Below are 16,165 nucleotides of genomic sequence, written 5' to 3'. Positions count from 1 at the left end.
TCAGTTACTGGCCGGGATGATGGGCAGGGTCAGATAGGATGCCTTTCCCGGCCCGCTGTACAGGGTGGTGCGGCCCTGGAAATCCTGGCCGCCGCGATCCGTGGGGTCGGTGTGGGTGAGCCGTCCCTTGATGCCTTCGAATTCGAAATCCTTGCCCTGTATCGTCAGGCGCAGGCGGTAGCCGCGCGGGATGACAATGGAGGTGGGCCAGATTTCGAGGTCCAGGGGATGGGCGGTACCGGGTTCGATCTTCTGGATGTCGTCGTGGGCATGGAAGATCCGGTAAGGCATGGACATCTGTTCGTCGACCTTGCGGTGCGATGCGCGCAGCCATCCCCGGGTCAGCGGCGTGGGTTCGTGGGCGCCGTCGAAGACGATTTCCTTGCCGTCGGGATCGAAGAGCCGGAGGACGGCGAAGAGGTCGGCATCCCGGGTAGAGGAGGAGACCCAGATGCGCAACGGGATGAAGCCGGTGATCTCGGTCGCGGCTTCGAAGGCGGGGGTCGTGAAGTCCAGGCGGTCCTGCTGGGCCTGGAAGCCGGCGTGGGTGTCTTGGGCGGGGGCGGCGGTGTCGAGGGTCGCATTGCCGGGATGCAGGTAGAACCTGGTCCACTGGGTGCGCGCGAGCGGGAACTCGTGTTCGGCGCGGCGGGTTTCGCCGTCTATGGTGCGGATGGACAGCAGGACGGGCGGGGTCTGGTCCCAGCCATTGGGCAGGCCTTTCAGGAAGTGGTCGAAGAACTGTTTTTGCAGCGCGATGTAGCGAGGCAGGTAGAAGCTCTCGTAGTGGGTGCCGATATGCATGGACAACCATTTCTGGGTAGAGCCGGCGCGCAGATAGCCTTCGATGTTGCCGCGCAAATGGTTGCCGGGGCCGCCCCAGTTGCCGGCGGACAGGACGGGGACGGCGATGCGGGAAAGGTCGGGCGTGCGTTCCTTGTGCCAGGCGTCGCACAAGCCGTGCCGCGCCATTTCCGCGGGGTAGTCGCTGCGGTTGGCGGCCAGCAAGGCTGCGTTCAGCGCGGGGCCGGTGGTGGGCTGGCCGTCGTCGCGGTCGCGGTAGGGGGTATCGCCGTTGCCGTGCTGGTTGGACAGCACCTGCTTGGGCCACCATGAGTTGAGGAAGCTGTTGCTGCGGATGCCGCCGTGGTAGCCATAGTCGCGGTAGTGATCGGATCGGCCCTCCCAGGGCACGATGGCGGCCAGGTGCCTGGGACGCAGCGCGGCGACACGCCATTGGGTGGCGGCGTAGTAAGAGATGCCGATCAGGCCGACCTTGCCGTTGCTCCACGATTGGGTGCCGGCCCATTCGATGGCGTCGCGGTAGTCCTGGATTTCGCGCGGCGACATGGGGTCGAGGTAGCCCGGCGACTTGCCGCTGCCGCGGGCGTCGACGTGGATGACCACGTAACCGTCGGGCACCCATCGCTCGGGGTCGACGGTTTCCCAACGCAGGTAGCGGCCGGTCGAGCCGTCCTGGCACAGGCCGGGATGCAGGCGTTGCAGTTTTTCCCATTGCGGCTTGAAGCCGTCGGCAAAATGAACGTCTTTGCCGTAGACCCCTTGCGCCATGACGACCGGGTAGCGCCCTGGTTCGGCGGGGCGAAAGACGTTCGCTTTCAGGATGGTGCCGTCGTCCATCGGGATGTCGACGTCTTTCTCGAAGACGAGCGTATGGGGGGCGGCAGGGTTCGGGGCTGGGGCGGGCGATGCGGTCACGGTCTGGTCTCCACGTTGTCTGGCTATTGTTTTTCGATCTTGGCGGCCTGCATGATGTCTGTGTAGGTCGCGGTTTCCTTGGCGAGGTAGTTCGCCATGTCCTGGGGCGAGCCGCCCGCCACGTCCAGCCCCATGGAGGCGAGGCGTTCCTTGAGGGCGGGCGAGGCCAGCGCATCGTTGAAGGCGCGGTTCAGCCGGGCCACGATCTCGGGCGGCGTGCCCGCCGGGGCCAGCGCGCCTTGCCAGCCGCCCTGGACTTCATAGCCGGCGACGCCGGCTTCTTCCACTGTCGGCACGTCGGGCAATTGCGGGAAGCGGGTCGAGCCGGTCACCGCGATCGCGCGCAGCGTTCCGCTCTTGACCTGTTCGATCGCCGAGACCGGGTTGAGGAAGGCCAGTTTCACCTCGCCCGACATGACCGCGTTCATGGCGGGGGCGGCGCCTTTGTAGGGAACGTGGACGAGATGCGTGCCCGCCTTGTAGTTGAAGTATTCGGCGACCAGATGCATGGTGTTGCCGATGCCGGCCGAGCCGTAGGGAATGTTGGAGGTCGCCGGCGCGGCGAGCCTGATCAGGTCCTGCACGCTCTTGACCGGCAGGGACGGCGTCACCACGAGTACCTGGCCGCGGGTCGATCCCACGAGCACGACGGGGACGAAATCCTTGGCGGTGTTGTAGGGCAGCGATTTGTACAGCAGCGGGTTGATGACGTGCGAGCCGGTCGTGTAGAGCAGGGTATGGCCATCGGCCGGTGCCTTGGCCACGAGGTCCGACGCGATGATGGAGTTGGCGCCCGCGCGGTTCTCCACGATGACGGGCTGCTTGAGCCGCTTGCCCATTTCCTGGGCAAGGATGCGCGACACGGTGTCGGGGTTGCCGCCCGGCGAAAAGGGCAGGATCAGTTTGATGGGGCGGTCGGGAAACGTATCGCCGTAGGCGGCGGGGGTGGCAGAGGTCAGGGCTGCGAGGCAGGCTGTGGAAAGTCCAACCAGAAAAACCGGGTTCTTCATGATGTGTTCCTCCTCCATGGCGGGTATTCCCGACGGGGTCGGGGCGCGCGTCTTATCGTGCCGTTCAGTGGGGTGACGAAAAAATCGATAAAGATATCAATGGAAATTTTTGTCGATAAAATTATATGGATAAAAATAATATCGACGATCAAGGAAAACCCCGAGCCGTGGCGCACGGCAAAATGCGCTTGTCACTAGAGGAAACCCGAGGTGGCAATTCCCTGGATAAAAGAATGTTTCCTTATATAAAGTAGTCTTATATAATGGGTCGTACGCAATTCATCCGGCATCCACGAGGAGACAAGCCATGAGCGCCAACCAGACAGCCGCCCAGTCCAACGACCAATCGCCCGTACTCGTCGATTTCGAAGACGGCATCGCATGGGTCACCTTGAACCGGCCCACGAAACGCAACGCCATCAACCCGGGCATCGTCTACAACATGGTCCGGGTGTTGGAGGAATTGGAGTCGGACGAACGTTGCAAGGTCCTGGTGCTGACCGGCGCGGGCGACGCGTTCTCGGCCGGGATGGACCTGCGTGAGTACTTCCGGGGCACCGACAACGATCCCAAGGAGCGCATCAAGCTGTACCGCGCCAACGCCCAGTGGCAATGGCGCCAGCTGCGCTTCTACGCCAAGCCCACCATCGCCATGGTCAACGGCTGGTGCTTCGGCGGCGCTTTCACGCCGCTGGTGTCCTGCGACCTGGCGATCGCCGCCGAGGAAGCCCAGTTCGGGCTTTCCGAGATCAACTGGGGCATCATCCCCGCCGGCGTCGTCAGCCGCGCGGTGGCCTCGCTGGTGCGCGAGCGCGAAGCCATGTACTACGTGATGACGGGCGAGACTTTCGATGGCCGCCGCGCCGCCGATATCGGCCTGGTCAACGAAGCCGTGCCGCGCGAGCGCCTGCGTGAGCGCACCCGCCAACTGGCCAAGGTCCTGATGGAGAAGAATCCCACCGTGCTGCGCACGGCCAAGATCGCCCATCGCATGGCGGCCGAGATGAGCTGGGAACAGGCGACGGACTACCTGATGGCCAAGGTCGACCAGTCCACCTTCCACGATCCGGAGCGTGGCCGCGACAACGCCATGAAGCAATTCCTCGACGACAAGTCGTTCAAGCCCGGCCTCGGCGCGTATCAGCGCTAAGACGGCACGAAGGGGTATCGCATGTCTTCATTCGCTCTGGACCGCCTGCTGCGGCCCAAGTCGATCGCCGTGGTCGGCGCTTCGCCCGAACCGGGTTCGGTCAGCGGCCTGCTGCTGGCCAACCTGCAGCGCTTCGGTTATGCCGGGCAACTGCATCTGGTCAGCCGCAGCCGGGACGAGGTCAACGGCATCCGTTGTTTCAAGTCCATCGATGAACTGCCGGAAGGCGTGGACGTGGCCGTGCTGGTGGTGCCGCAGGTGGCGGTGGCCGATTCGGTCGCGGCCTGCGGGCGCCGGGGCGTGGGCGCGGCGGTGGTGTTCGCCTCGGGCTTTGCCGAAATGGGCGACGAAGGCCGGGCCGCGCAAGAAACCATGGCCGCCATCGCGCAGCGCCATGGCGTGGCCGTCCTGGGGCCCAACTGCCTGGGTTTCATCAACTTCGCCGATGCCGTTCCGCTTACGTTCGAACCGGTGCAGCCGGCGCCGGTCCGCACCGGTCCGCGCATAGGCATCGTGGCCCAGAGCGGGGCGATGAACGGCAACTTGCGCCAGGCGTTCCTGGGACGCGGGCTGGGCGTCTCGTTCTCGATCTCGACCGGCAACGAAGCGGTGCTGGGCGCGGAGGACTTCCTGTCCGCGCTGGTCGACGCGCCCGACGTCGATGCCTTCGCGGTGTTCGTCGAAATGCTGCGCAAGCCGGCCGAATTCCTGCGCGTGGCGCGCCGCGCGCGCGAGCTGGGCAAGCCCATCGTGTTGATGCACCCGGGCCGCAGCCAGCGCGCCCGCGAGGCGGCCAAGTCGCACACGGGCGCGTTGGCGGGCGATCACCAGGTCATGCGCACGCTGGTCGAGCGCGAAGGCGTGGTGGTGGTCGACAGCATGGACGAAATGTTCGATGTGACGGCCATCCTGGCGCGCTACCCGCGGCCCGTGACCGAAGGCAGGGCGGCGGTGGCGTCGAACTCGGGCGCGCTGCGCGGACTGGCGCTGGATTTCTGCGAAGACATCGGCCTGCAACTGGCCGATTTCCAGCCCGCCACGATGCAGGCCTTGTCGCAGATCCTGCCGGACTTCATGGCGCCCGACAATCCGCTGGACCTGACGGCGATCGGCATGCAGAAGCCGGAGATCTTCGGGCTGTCGGCGCAGGCCATCCTGGACGATCCCGGCGTGGGCAGCCTGATCATGCCGCTGATGGGCGGCTCGCCCGCGCAGCAACTGGCCAAGGCGGATTCGCTGCTGCCGGTGATGCAGGCATCGCGCAAGCCGGTGTGCTTCGTCATCATGGGCGACAGCGGCCCGCTGGGCGGCGAATTCCTGGAGCGGGTCCATGCGAGCGGCATGCCGTTCCTGCGGTCGCCCGACCGCGCCATGCGCGCCATGGCCCATGTACACCGCTACGGACGCCTGCATGCCGAGGCGGCCGAGCGCAGCGGGGCGCAAGCCGGCCTGCGCCGCGACGATCTCCGGCCGGGGCCGCTGGCCGAGTTCAAAGGCAAGCAATGGCTGCGCGAACTGGGCATCTCCACGCCCAGGGGCGGGCTGGCCCGCACACCGGCCGAGGCCGAGGCGCTGGCGCGCGAGATCGGCTATCCGGTGGTGCTCAAGGCGCAGGCCGATACGCTCATGCACAAGAGCGACGTGGGCGGGGTGGCGGTCAACCTGCGCGATGCCCAGGCGCTGGGCGATGCGTGGCAGCGCATCCAGTCCTCGGTGGCCCGGCATTGCCCGGATATCGCGCTGGACGGCATGCTGGTCGAGGCCATGTCCAGCCCCGGCCTGGAGCTGGTGGTGGGCGGGCGCCGCGATCCCAATTGGGGCGTGGTGACGCTGGTGGGGCTGGGCGGGATATGGATCGAGGCCTTGCACGACGTGCGCCTCTTGCCGCCCGACCTGACCGAGGCGCAGATCGTGCGTGAACTGGAGCGGCTGAAGGGCGCCAGGCTATTGTCCGGCCTGCGCGGCGCGCCGCCGGTGGACGTGGCGGCGGTCGCGGCCGTGGTGCGGCGCCTGTCCGCCTTGATGCTGGCCAACCCCGGGATCGCGGAGATCGACATCAATCCGTTGATCGCCTTGCCGGCCGGCCAGGGCGTCGTGGCCCTGGACGCGCTGTTCATCATGGACGCGGCGCCGGCGCCCTGAGGGCGCCGTGCTTCCACGGAGAGCAATCTTATGTCGTCATTCGATAGCGAGACTTTTCCTCAGTTGATGGACACGGTCGAGCGCTTCATCCGCCAACGCCTGATGCCGCTGGAGCGGCAGGTGGAGGAAAAGGAGGAAGTGCCGCCCGAAGTCATCGAAGAGATGAAGGAAATGGGCCTGTTCGGCCTGGGGATTCCCGAAGCCTACGGGGGCTGCGAGCTGGACCTGATGCAGGAATTGCAGGTGCAGATGGCCTTCAGCTATACCTCGCCGGCCTTCCGGCTGGTGTTCTGGCCCAACGTGGGCATAGGCAGCAAGGGCCTGGTGCTGGCCGGCACCGAGGAGCAGAAGCAGAAGTATCTGCCGGGCCTGGCCAGCGGCGAGCTGCGCGCGGCATTCTGCCTGACCGAACCCGACGCCGGTTCGGACGCGGCCAGCCTGAGGACGCGTGCCGAGCGGGACGGCGACATGCTGGTCATCAACGGCACCAAGCGTTTCATCACCAACGCCACGCGTGCCCATGTCTTTACCGTCATGGCGCGCACCGACCCGTCCCGGCCGGGCGCGGCCGGCATCAGCGCCATTCTGGTCGATCGCGATACCCCGGGGCTGCACGTAGGCAAGTCCGAGAAGAAGCTGGGCCAGCGCGGCTCGCCCATCAGCGACGTGATCTTCGAGAACGTGCGGGTGCCGGTATCCAACGTGATAGGCGGCGAGTCCGCGCTGGGGCAGGGCTTCAGGACCGCCATGCAGGTGCTGGATCACGGCCGCATCAGCGTGGCGGCTTCGGGGCTGGGCATGGCGCGCCGGCTGATCGACGAAGCGGCGCGCTACGCCCTGCAGCGCAAGCAGTTCGGCCAGCCCATCGCCGAATTCCAACTGGTGCAGGCCATGCTGGCCGATTCCGAAACCGAATACCTGGCCGGACACGCGCTGGTGATGCAGGCGGGCCAGGCCCTGGCGCGCGGAGAAGATGTGCGCAACCAGGCCGCGGCCGCCAAGTATTTCTGCTCGGAGGCGCTGTCGCGCATCGCCGACCGCGCCCTGCAGATCCACGGCGGCTCCGGCTATGTGGCCGAATACAACGTCGAACGCCTGTACCGCGATGCCCGGGCGCTGCGCATCTACGAAGGTACCAGCCAGGTCCTGCAACTGGTGATCGCGCGTACCATGCTCAAGCGCTACCAGGATTGAGCGCCATTTTCGCGACTTATCGAAAATGTTTGTGAGACCATCGCAAACCCGTGTTTCAGCCTTTGCGAGGTTTCTTCTACAGTTAGCGGGGATCAGGCGGCGCGGTATGTCGCGGCCGCCCACGAGAATGACGGAGACAATGTGTACCCCCTGAGCTATGTGCGTCCGGCCACCTTGCAGGAAGCGCTGGACTGCCTGGCCCGCGAGCCCGAAGCCCGCCCCCTGTCGGGCGGCATGACCCTGGTGCCCACGCTCAAGCAGCGGCTGGCGGCGCCTTCGCACCTGGTGGACCTGACGCGCCTGCCGGAGTTGCAAGGCATCTCGCGCGACGGCGACATGCTGAAAATCGGTGCCGCCACGCGTCACGCGCAGGTGGCCGAATCGGCCCTGGTGGACGAGGCCATTCCGGGCCTGGCTGCCCTGGCAGGCCTGATCGCCGATCCGCAGGTGCGCAACCGCGGCACCATGGGCGGATCCGTGGCCAACAACGATCCCTCCGCCGACTATCCGGCCGCCGTGCTGGGGCTGGGGGCGACCGTGATAAGCAGCCAGCGGCGCATCGCCGCCGATGATTTCTTTACCGGCATGTTCGAAACCGCGCTGGCCCCGGGCGAGATCATCGTGGGCTTCGAATTTCCCATTCCCCGCCGCAGCGCTTATGCCAAGTATCGCCACAAGGCCACGGGCTATGCGGTAACGGGCGTGTTCGTCGCCGATACCGCGCAGGGCGTGCGGGTGGCGGTGACCGGGGCCGGGCCCTGTGTATTCCGCTGGCACGAGGCGGAGGCGGCGCTGGCCAGCGGCGACGCCGGGGCGCTGGCCACGGTTCCCCTGGATGCCGATGAACTGAACGAGGACCGCGCGGGCAGCGCCGCCTATCGCGCCAACCTGGTGCGGGTGATGGCGCGGCGCGCCTGGGCGCAATTATCTTGAATCGTGGACGGCCCGGAGCGAGGCCGAGCAAGGTGGAGAAGTCATGGAACTGAAAGGATCGCATACGCTGCGGGCGCCCCGTGAACGGGTGTGGGAATACCTGAACACCCCGGAAATCCTGCAGGCATGCGTGCCTGGCTGCGAGTCATTCAACGCCGGCGAGGCGCAGGATGAATACGCCGCCGTGGTGGTGGCCGCGATCGGCCCGGTGAAGGCACGCTTCAAGGGAACCCTGAGTATCGCGGACAAGCGCGCGCCGCAGGGCTATCGCATCATCGGCCAGGGCGACGGCGGCATTGCCGGCTTCGGGAAGATGGTGGCCGACGTCGAATTGGCCGAAGACGGGGAGGGCACGGTACTGACCTACGTGGCCCAGGCCCAGGTCGGCGGCAAGCTCGCGCAGATCGGCGCGCGGCTGGTGGGCTCGGTCGCCAACAAGATGGCGGCCCAGTTCTTCGAACGCTTCAGCGTCAAGGTGGAAGAGAAGGTCGCGCCATGAGTCGTGTGGAACTGCGCGTCAATGGCGTGGCGACGAGCCGCGAGGTGGATGACCGCACCCTGCTGGTGGAGCTGCTGCGCGGCGAACTGGGCCTGACCGGCACCCACGTCGGCTGCGATACCAGCCAGTGCGGCGCATGCACGGTCAAGCTCGACGGCGCCGCGGTCAAGTCGTGCACGGTGCTGGCCGCGCAGGCCAGCGGCGGCGAGGTGCTGACCGTGGAAGGGTTGTCGACGCCGCAGCAACTGGGCGAGGTGCCGGCGGCTTTCGTCGCCTGCCATGGCCTGCAATGCGGTTTCTGTACGCCGGGCATGATGATGGCGATCGACTACTACCTGGACACCGATGGTTCGCTGGACGATGAGCGGATCCATCGCGCCCTGGAAGGAAACATCTGCCGCTGCACCGGCTACGTCAACATCATCGAGGCGGTCAAGCACGCGGCCCATGCCCGTATCGAAGCGGGCAAGCCCGTCGGGAGGCAGCATGGATAGCCGATTGGTCGGCCAGCCGCGTCCGCGCGCCGAAGACCAGCGGCTGGTGCGGGGCCAGGGCCGCTATACCGACGACGTGAATCTGCCCGGCCAGGCCTACGGCGCGTTCGTGCGGTCCACCCATGCCCATGCCGTCATCCGTGGCATCGACATCGAGGCGGCATCGCAGGCGCCCGGGGTGATCGCCGTGCTGCGCGGCCAGGATTACCTGGACGACGGCTTGCGCGGCATGGACCACATTCCCAATCCCGCCGACGCCGTGGCCTTCAAGGAGCGTGCCTTTCAGCATTCGCTGACCGGCAGCATTTTCAACCAGCGGCATCTGCCCTTGGTGGTGGACCGCGTGCGCCACGTCGGCGAGCCGGTGGTGCTGGTGGTGGCCCGCAGCATGCGCGAGGCGCGCGACGCCTGCGAAATGGTGCTGATCGACTACGATCCCCTGCCGGCCGTGGTGGACGCGGTGCAGGCCATGGACGAAGGGGCGCCGCAATTGTGGGACGGCGCGCCGCGCAACCTGTGCTTCCAGGCCCGGGTGGGCGACGAGGCCGCGGTGCGCGAGGCGTTTGCCCGCGCCCATCGCGTCGTGCGTCGGGAGTTTCGCAACAGCCGCATCGTCAATTGCCAGATGGAACCGCGCTCGGCGCTGGGCAGCTTCGACGAAGGCTCAGGCGAATACCTGCTGATCTCGGGTAGCCAGGGCGTGACGCGCCAGCAGATGTGCATCGCCGATGCATTGGGGATATCCCCGGCGAAATTGCGGGTGGTGTCACCAGACGTGGGCGGCGGCTTCGGTCCGCGCAGCTGCGTGAATCCCGATCAGCTCGCGGTGCTCTGGGCCGCGCGCCGGGTCGGGCAGCCGGTGAAGTGGACCAGCGACCGCAACGAGGCTTTCCTGTCGGACTACCAGGGGCGCGACCAGGTCATACGGGCGGCCATCGCATTCGATGCGGAAGGGCGCATCCTGGGCATAGACAACGAGATCGTCGGCAACATCGGCGCCCATACCGTGTCGTATGTACCGCTGGCCAACGGCTCGCGCATCATGACCACGGTCTACCACGTGCCCGCGGCCACGGCGCTGCTGTCCGCGGTGCTGACGAACACGCCGCCCACCGGCCCTTATCGGGGCGCGGGCCGTCCGGAAGCCACGCACGTGATGGAACGGATGCTGGACGTGGCCGCCGACGAGATGGGCATGGACCGCATCGAACTGCGCCGGCGCAATCTCATCCAGCCGGCGCAGATGCCGTATCACAGTCCCATGGGGCTGACCTACGACAGCGGCGGCTTCGCGGCCAACATGGAGCGGGCCCTGGTGGTATCGCAGTGGAGCGAGGCCGGGCAGCGCAAGCGCGATGCGCGCGCGCGCGGCAAATTGCTGGGCACCGGGCTGGCCAATTATGTGGAGTCGCCGGTGGGTGCGCCGCGCGAGCGCATCGAGATCACGCTGGGCACCGATGGCCATGTCGATTTCGTGGTCGGCACGCAAAGCACGGGGCAAGGGCACGAGACCAGCTTCGTGCAGGTGCTGGCCGACGAACTGGGCGTGCCGTTCGAGGCCATCACCATGCGCACCGGCGATTCGTGCTTCGTCAAGGTGGGGGGCGGTTCGCATTCGGACCGTTCCATGCGCCTGGTGGGGCATCTGCTGTTGCAGGCCGGCGAGCGCCTGCGGTCCATGGCGCTGTCGGCCGCGGCATCGATGTGGGGCGTTCCGGTTCAGGACCTGCGTTACGAGGACGGCCGCGTGCGCGACCCGGCCGGGCAGCGCGTGGCCGGCCTGGGCGAGATCGCGGCCCATATCGGGCGCGAGGGCATTCCCGGTCATCCGGAAGAGCGCCGCTTTTACGTCGACGCCGAGTTCAATGGGCGCATCGCCGCCCATCCCACGGGCACGGCGGTCTGCGAACTGGAGATCGATCCCGAGACCGGCGACGTGGAGATCGTGCGCTATACGTCCATCGACGACGTCGGACGCCCGATCAATCCGCTCATCGTCGAAGGCCAGGTGCATGGCGGCCTGGCGCAGGGCATAGGGCAGGCCTTTCTCGAGGACTACCACGTCGATCCGGAAAGCGGACAGATCTTCAGCGGTTCGTACATGGACTACGGCGTGGCGCGCGCGGGAGCGATCCCGCGGCGCTTCGACGTGGAACTGACCGAGGACCGCACCCACGGCAACGCGCTGGGGGTCAAGGGCGGCGGCGAGAGCGGCATCACGCCGGCCACGGCCGCCATTTTCAACGCGCTGGCCGACGCGCTGCGCGGCATCACGCAAGAGGAACTGCCCATGCCGGCCACCCCCTCCGCGATCTGGTCGGCCATACAACGCGCACAGGGAGTACAGCCATGAGCGAACCGGTATTGGTCCGCAGCCATTCGGGCCTGCTGGACATCGTGTTGAACACCCCCGGGAACGGCAATCTCATGAGCGCCGAGATGGGGCAGTTGATCATCGATGCCGTCTCCAACCTGGACGAGCAGGTCCGCTTGATCCGGGTGTCGGGCGAGGGCGAGGATTTTTGCGCCGGGCGGGTCTCGCCCATGCCCAAGCCGGGCTCGACGCCGACCGGCGAGGCCCTGCGGCGCAATGTGGCGATGCCGGCGCTCGCGCTGTATGACGCGCTCAAGATGGCGCCGGTGCCCGTGCTGTCCGTCGTGCATGGCAAGGCCTATGGCGTCGGCTGCGCCCTGGCGGGCGTGTGCGACATCACGCTGGCCGCCGATGACGCAAGCTTCCAGATTCCCGAGATGGAGCGCGACATTCCTCCCGCCCTGGTGATGTCGGCGCTGATCGGCCGGGTGCCGATGAAGACGATCGCGCGCATGGTACTGACGCGGGACCTGGTGGGCGCCCGCGAGGCCTGGCAGGCCGGTCTGGCCAGCGAGGTCGTGCCGCGCGCCGAGCTGCGGTCGCGGGCTGACCGCATCGCGGCCACGATCCTGGAGTGCAGCCCGGTCACGGTGCGCGCGGTCAAACAATTCATGGAGCTGGCGCCGGGACTGCCGGTCGGCACCTCCAGCAGCCTCGCCGGGCACTTGTCCGGCACCGCGCTATCGGCCAAGTTCGAGCGGCCGGCGTGACGACACGCTTTACAGAGGAGACGAAGTCAATGAAGAAGTGCCTTGCCGCGTTTGCCGCGATCACCCTGCTGGCCGGCGCGCCGGCCCTGGCCGCCGACTACCCCGTGCGGCCCGTGCGCATGTTGCTGGGATATCCCGCGGGCAGCGGCATCGACAATGTCGCGCGCCAGGTGGCCGCGGGATTGGAAAAGGAACTCGGCCAGCCGGTGGTGGTGGAAAACAAGGCCGGCGCGCTCGGCAACCTGGCCGCCGACTTCGTGGCCAAGGCGCCCGCCGACGGCTACACCATCCTGTTCACGCCGAACTCCACCCATGCGGCCAACGTCCATCTGTTCAAGAAGCTGCCCTTCGATCCCATCAAGGATTTCGCGCCGGTGGGCACGGTGGCCAGCCTGGGGTTCGTGCTGCTGGTGGCGCCCGAACACACCAAGGTCGACAACGTCGCGCAGTTGACCAAGATGCTCAAGGACCAGCCCGGCAAGTATTCGTGGGCCAGCGGCAATGCCACGGGACAGGTGGCCGGAGAACTCTACAAGACGCTGGCCGGCGTCGATGCCGTCAACGTGCCCTACAAGGGCGTGCCGCCGGCCATGACCGATCTGATCGGGGGGCGGGTGAGCTTCCTGTTCGCCGACGCGACACTGGCCATTCCCCAGCTCAAGGGGGGCCGCGTGAAGGCGCTGGCGGTCACGGGCAGCAAGCGGCCCACGTCCTTGCCCGATGTGCCCACCATGGACGAAGCCGGCGTGAAAGGCTACGACCTGGGGGGATGGTTCGGCATCTTCCTGCCCGCCAATCCGCCCGAAGCCGTGCGCAAGACCTTGAGCGCCGCACTGCTCAAGGTCACCGGCAGCCCCGAGACGGCCCGCTTTCTGCGCAGCATCGGCGCCGAACCCCTGAGCGGCGGTCCGGACGATCTCGCGCGGGTGGTGGCGATCGACACCGAGAAGTGGGGGCGCATTATCCGCGCCGCGGGCATGACCGCCGAATGACAGGCAAGGGACGGGCCAAGCATGCGAAGCCTTGAGGATCGCGTCGCGATCGTGACGGGCGCCAGTTCCGGCATAGGCCGGGCCGTGGCGGTGGCGTTCGGCCAGGCCGGCGCGCGCGTGGTGCTGGCCGCGCGCGGCCGGGACGCCCTGGACGAGACGGCACGGATGGTGCGCGACGCGGGCGGCGAGGCGCTTGCCTGCGTCGCCGACGTCAGCCGTGAAGAAGACGTGGCGCAATTGTTCGCCGCCGCGCTTGCCGCCCATGGCCGCGTGGACGTGCTGGTCAACAACGCCGGCGTCACCACCAGCCAGCCTATCGAGGACATGAGCCTGGACACCTGGCGCAGCGTCGTCGATGTGAACCTGACCGGCGCTTTCCTTTGCAGCCGCGAGGCCTTTCGGGTCATGAAGCCGCGGCGCCAGGGACGCATCATCAACATCGGCAGCGTGGCGGCCAAGGTGCCGCGGCCGGACTCGGTGCCGTACACGACGACCAAGCACGGCTTGTCCGGCATGACCCATGCGCTGGCGCTGGACGGACGGGCGCACGGCATCGCGGTCAGCGTGCTGCACCCCGGTGTGACCGAGTCGGCGCTGGCCGCCAAGTCCGGCCGCAAGTTCGAACCCGGCGAGTTGATGAAGGCCGAGGACGTGGCCCGGGTCGTGCTGCTGATGGCCAGCCTGCCGCCCGAGGTCAACCTTTACGACAGCACGATGTTCCCCTTGTCCATGCCCTTGCTGGGTAGGGGCTAAAATCCCGGGGCATGAACGCCTCGTTTCCCCTCCGCAAGGAATGCCCGCCCGGCGCCTGTATCTGCGAACGCGACCATTTGCTGGCCGACCCGCAGGGCGATAGCCGCATCCTCCTGTTGACCAAGGAAGAAGAGAAGCGGCTGGTGGCCCGTCTCGAAACCCTGGCTACGCTGGAAGACCTGATGGCGATGCAGGCGCGCATGCGCGCGCAACTGGGCATCGTCTTGCATATCGAACCCAGCGCCAACGAAGTCCGCACGGTGCGAGGGATCACCATCGAACTGGCGGAGCAGCGGGGCCTGTGCCGCAAGACGCGCGAAGCCGTTCCCGCCGCGATCCGCCGCTGCTTCGAACGCACTCCCGAGATCGTCTACGCCCTGCTCGATTCGCGCGACCTGTTGGGAGGCGCGTAGCCTGCACGGCAGGCCGTGCCGCGCGGCGTCGCCGCTCAGTCGGTGGACGCCAGCGCCTGCCGTTCGGCCTCCATGGGCGCCAGCCCCTCGATGGCCAGGCGCAGCAGCGCGCGCAGCGAGGCCAGGCCGACGCCGGGGCGCGGCGTGGACTGGCTGAGCCAGCGCCGCACTTCGGCCAGGTAGATGGTGACGAACAACGAGGCGATCAGATCGGGGGTCGCGTTGCTGCCGATCTGCCCTTGTTCCTGTTTGCGCCGTACGACGTCGGCCAGCATGGCGTAGATGTTGGCGCGGCGGGCGTAGAAACGACGCGTTTCCTCGCCGCGGTCGCTGCTGTGGGCCAGGAAGTCCGAGGTGGCCTGCACCGCCGGCCGCGAGATCTGCGGATGCCTGGCCCAGTAGCGGTATCGCAGCTCGAAGAAAGCCATGAGCAATTCGATCAACGGACCGTCCCGCCGCAGCACCCTGGCGCTCTTGTCGTTCACGGCATCCAGGTCGTTGTTGACGATCATCATCAACAGATCGAGCTTGTCGTCGGCGTAGACGAAGATGGTTCCGATGGCCACTTCGGCGCGCTGCGCGATTTCGCGCGTGGTCGCCGCGTCGTAGCCCTTTTCCAGAAAGACGTCGCGCGCTGCCTGTTTGATACGCCGCAGCTTGTCGAGTTTGGCGCGCTCGCGCAGGCCCAGTTCCTGGTTCGGGGAAGACAAAGTGGATGGATTCTTCATGACATGAAAGAGCAGGGCGCGGAGGAATGAGAGTGGCGGTGGTGTCGTGGCTGCCTATTCTAGAAGAACTCGGCAAGCCTCCCCGCCGATGATGCAAGATTCTCTTGATAAGTAAAGAAACTTTATATAAGGTGTGATTATCATAAGCGCCGGACGAGACCGGACGCGAGAGAGACAAGGGTGTACGAAATGGTCGACACGCTCGGGCAGGCTGCCCGGATCCACACGACGGTTGACGATGGCCGGGCCGTAGTCTGGCGGCAATGGGGCGCGGGTCCACGGGTCGTCCTGCTGCACGGCAACAGCGGTTCGTGGACGCATTGGGTGCGCAACATCGCCGCGCTGGCCGAACGCTTCACGGTGCTCGTGCCCGATCTGCCCGGCCACGGCGATTCCGATCTGCCGGCCGGCGATGTGTCGTGCGCCGCTTTTGCCCGCCTGTTGTGGCTGGGCATCGACCAGATCGAGGGTCCTGACGCAAACGTGGCGCTCGCTGGATTTTCCCTGGGCTCGGTCCTGGTGGAGAGCATGGCGCGGCAACAGCCGCAGCGCGTCCGCCAGGTCCTGTTGCTGCGCGGCGCCTTCTCGCGCATGGTGCCGCGGCCGCCCGAATTGCTGCGTTGGCGCGGTATCGCCGATCCGGTCGAGGCGGCCCGTATCCACCGGCACAACCTCGAGGTCTCCATGTTCGGCAACGCCGCCCTGATCGATGACGAGGCCGTCCGGCTGCATGCCGACAACCTGGAGCGTTGCCGGCTCGACACCCGGCCGCTGCTGGCCAGCCGCGAGCTGGAGGCTTTCCTGGGCCTGCGTTGTCCGGTGCATGGCATCGCCGGCGAACGCGATGTCTACGGCGGCGGCGATGCATCCGCGCAAGGCCGCACCTTGCGCGAGGCGCTGCCGCAGGCGGCCTTCGACATGATTCCCGGCGCGGGTCACTGGGCGGCCTACGAGGCCGCGGATACGGTGAATGCCCTGATGGTGCGGTCGCTGGAAACGAATCATGATCAAATTTGATCACGTTCAAAAATAAGAAGGCCGCCACCGAGCGGCA

15 protein-coding genes are annotated in these 16,165 nt (G+C 66.9%); 12 read left to right on the top strand and 3 right to left on the bottom strand.

Annotation, left to right across the window (positions count from 1 at the left end; all coding sequences use genetic code 11):
- Together AC1Q6E_RS18820 and AC1Q6E_RS18815 are read right to left on the bottom strand one after the other, a co-directional pair.
- A complete protein-coding gene (locus AC1Q6E_RS18820; RefSeq protein WP_492573275.1) occupies window positions 1-1,719 on the bottom strand; it encodes a CocE/NonD family hydrolase in 1,719 nt (572 codons plus the stop codon).
- A 23-nt stretch (window positions 1,720-1,742) separates the two neighbouring features.
- Window positions 1,743-2,729, bottom strand: a complete 987-nt coding sequence (locus tag AC1Q6E_RS18815) for a Bug family tripartite tricarboxylate transporter substrate binding protein (protein WP_492573274.1) — start codon at window positions 2,727-2,729, stop codon at window positions 1,743-1,745.
- A 307-nt stretch (window positions 2,730-3,036) separates the two neighbouring features.
- On the opposite strand from AC1Q6E_RS18815, the gene AC1Q6E_RS18810 reads away from it, so the two are divergent.
- From AC1Q6E_RS18810 to AC1Q6E_RS18760, 11 genes are all read left to right on the top strand, one after another.
- A complete protein-coding gene (locus AC1Q6E_RS18810) occupies window positions 3,037-3,879 on the top strand; it encodes a p-hydroxycinnamoyl CoA hydratase/lyase (RefSeq protein WP_152797287.1) in 843 nt (280 codons plus the stop codon).
- 21 nt (window positions 3,880-3,900) lie between these two features.
- Window positions 3,901-6,021 carry an acetate--CoA ligase family protein gene (locus AC1Q6E_RS18805; protein ID WP_152797289.1) on the top strand — a complete coding sequence of 707 codons (2,121 nt, stop codon included), beginning with the start codon at window positions 3,901-3,903 and terminating at the stop codon, window positions 6,019-6,021.
- 30 nt (window positions 6,022-6,051) lie between these two features.
- Complete coding sequence (locus AC1Q6E_RS18800) at window positions 6,052-7,215, top strand: acyl-CoA dehydrogenase family protein (RefSeq protein ID WP_152797291.1); 1,164 nt, start codon at window positions 6,052-6,054, stop codon at window positions 7,213-7,215.
- A gap of 141 nt (window positions 7,216-7,356) precedes the next feature.
- Window positions 7,357-8,148, top strand: coding sequence for an FAD binding domain-containing protein (locus AC1Q6E_RS18795; RefSeq protein ID WP_296555330.1), 792 nt, complete (start codon window positions 7,357-7,359; stop codon window positions 8,146-8,148).
- 43 nt (window positions 8,149-8,191) lie between these two features.
- Window positions 8,192-8,647 (top strand): SRPBCC family protein, encoded by a 456-nt coding sequence (locus AC1Q6E_RS18790; RefSeq protein WP_152797292.1) that lies wholly within the window; start codon window positions 8,192-8,194, stop codon window positions 8,645-8,647.
- Window positions 8,644-9,141 (top strand): (2Fe-2S)-binding protein, encoded by a 498-nt coding sequence (locus tag AC1Q6E_RS18785; protein ID WP_152797295.1) that lies wholly within the window; start codon window positions 8,644-8,646, stop codon window positions 9,139-9,141. Before AC1Q6E_RS18790 ends, AC1Q6E_RS18785 begins: the two co-directional genes overlap by 4 nt.
- The gene (locus AC1Q6E_RS18780) at window positions 9,134-11,494 is read left to right on the top strand and encodes a xanthine dehydrogenase family protein molybdopterin-binding subunit (RefSeq protein ID WP_296555334.1); all 2,361 of its coding nucleotides are present in this window, start codon (window positions 9,134-9,136) and stop codon (window positions 11,492-11,494) included. The genes AC1Q6E_RS18785 and AC1Q6E_RS18780 overlap by 8 nt, the downstream gene beginning before the upstream one ends.
- The gene (locus AC1Q6E_RS18775) at window positions 11,491-12,225 is read left to right on the top strand and encodes an enoyl-CoA hydratase/isomerase family protein (protein ID WP_152797296.1); all 735 of its coding nucleotides are present in this window, start codon (window positions 11,491-11,493) and stop codon (window positions 12,223-12,225) included. The genes AC1Q6E_RS18780 and AC1Q6E_RS18775 overlap by 4 nt, the downstream gene beginning before the upstream one ends.
- A gap of 29 nt (window positions 12,226-12,254) precedes the next feature.
- The gene (locus tag AC1Q6E_RS18770) at window positions 12,255-13,217 is read left to right on the top strand and encodes a tripartite tricarboxylate transporter substrate binding protein (RefSeq protein ID WP_152797298.1); all 963 of its coding nucleotides are present in this window, start codon (window positions 12,255-12,257) and stop codon (window positions 13,215-13,217) included.
- 21 nt (window positions 13,218-13,238) lie between these two features.
- Window positions 13,239-13,970 carry an SDR family oxidoreductase gene (locus AC1Q6E_RS18765; RefSeq protein WP_492573273.1) on the top strand — a complete coding sequence of 244 codons (732 nt, stop codon included), beginning with the start codon at window positions 13,239-13,241 and terminating at the stop codon, window positions 13,968-13,970.
- Window positions 13,971-13,981: 11 nt separating this feature from the next.
- Window positions 13,982-14,383 (top strand): hypothetical protein, encoded by a 402-nt coding sequence (locus AC1Q6E_RS18760; RefSeq protein ID WP_492573272.1) that lies wholly within the window; start codon window positions 13,982-13,984, stop codon window positions 14,381-14,383.
- A gap of 35 nt (window positions 14,384-14,418) precedes the next feature.
- On the opposite strand, the gene AC1Q6E_RS18755 is transcribed toward AC1Q6E_RS18760, so the two are convergent.
- Window positions 14,419-15,093, bottom strand: coding sequence for a TetR/AcrR family transcriptional regulator (locus tag AC1Q6E_RS18755; protein ID WP_492573271.1), 675 nt, complete (start codon window positions 15,091-15,093; stop codon window positions 14,419-14,421).
- A 207-nt stretch (window positions 15,094-15,300) separates the two neighbouring features.
- Between AC1Q6E_RS18755 and AC1Q6E_RS18750 the strand changes: the two genes are divergently transcribed.
- Window positions 15,301-16,128 carry an alpha/beta fold hydrolase gene (locus tag AC1Q6E_RS18750; RefSeq protein ID WP_492573270.1) on the top strand — a complete coding sequence of 276 codons (828 nt, stop codon included), beginning with the start codon at window positions 15,301-15,303 and terminating at the stop codon, window positions 16,126-16,128.
- The last annotated feature ends 37 nt before the right edge of the window (window positions 16,129-16,165 follow it).

It is taken from the genome of Pigmentiphaga sp. MLSB6-MA01 (assembly GCF_058793475.1).
Note: the sequence above shows the minus strand (reverse complement) of the source record. Positions and strands in the feature narration are given on the sequence as shown.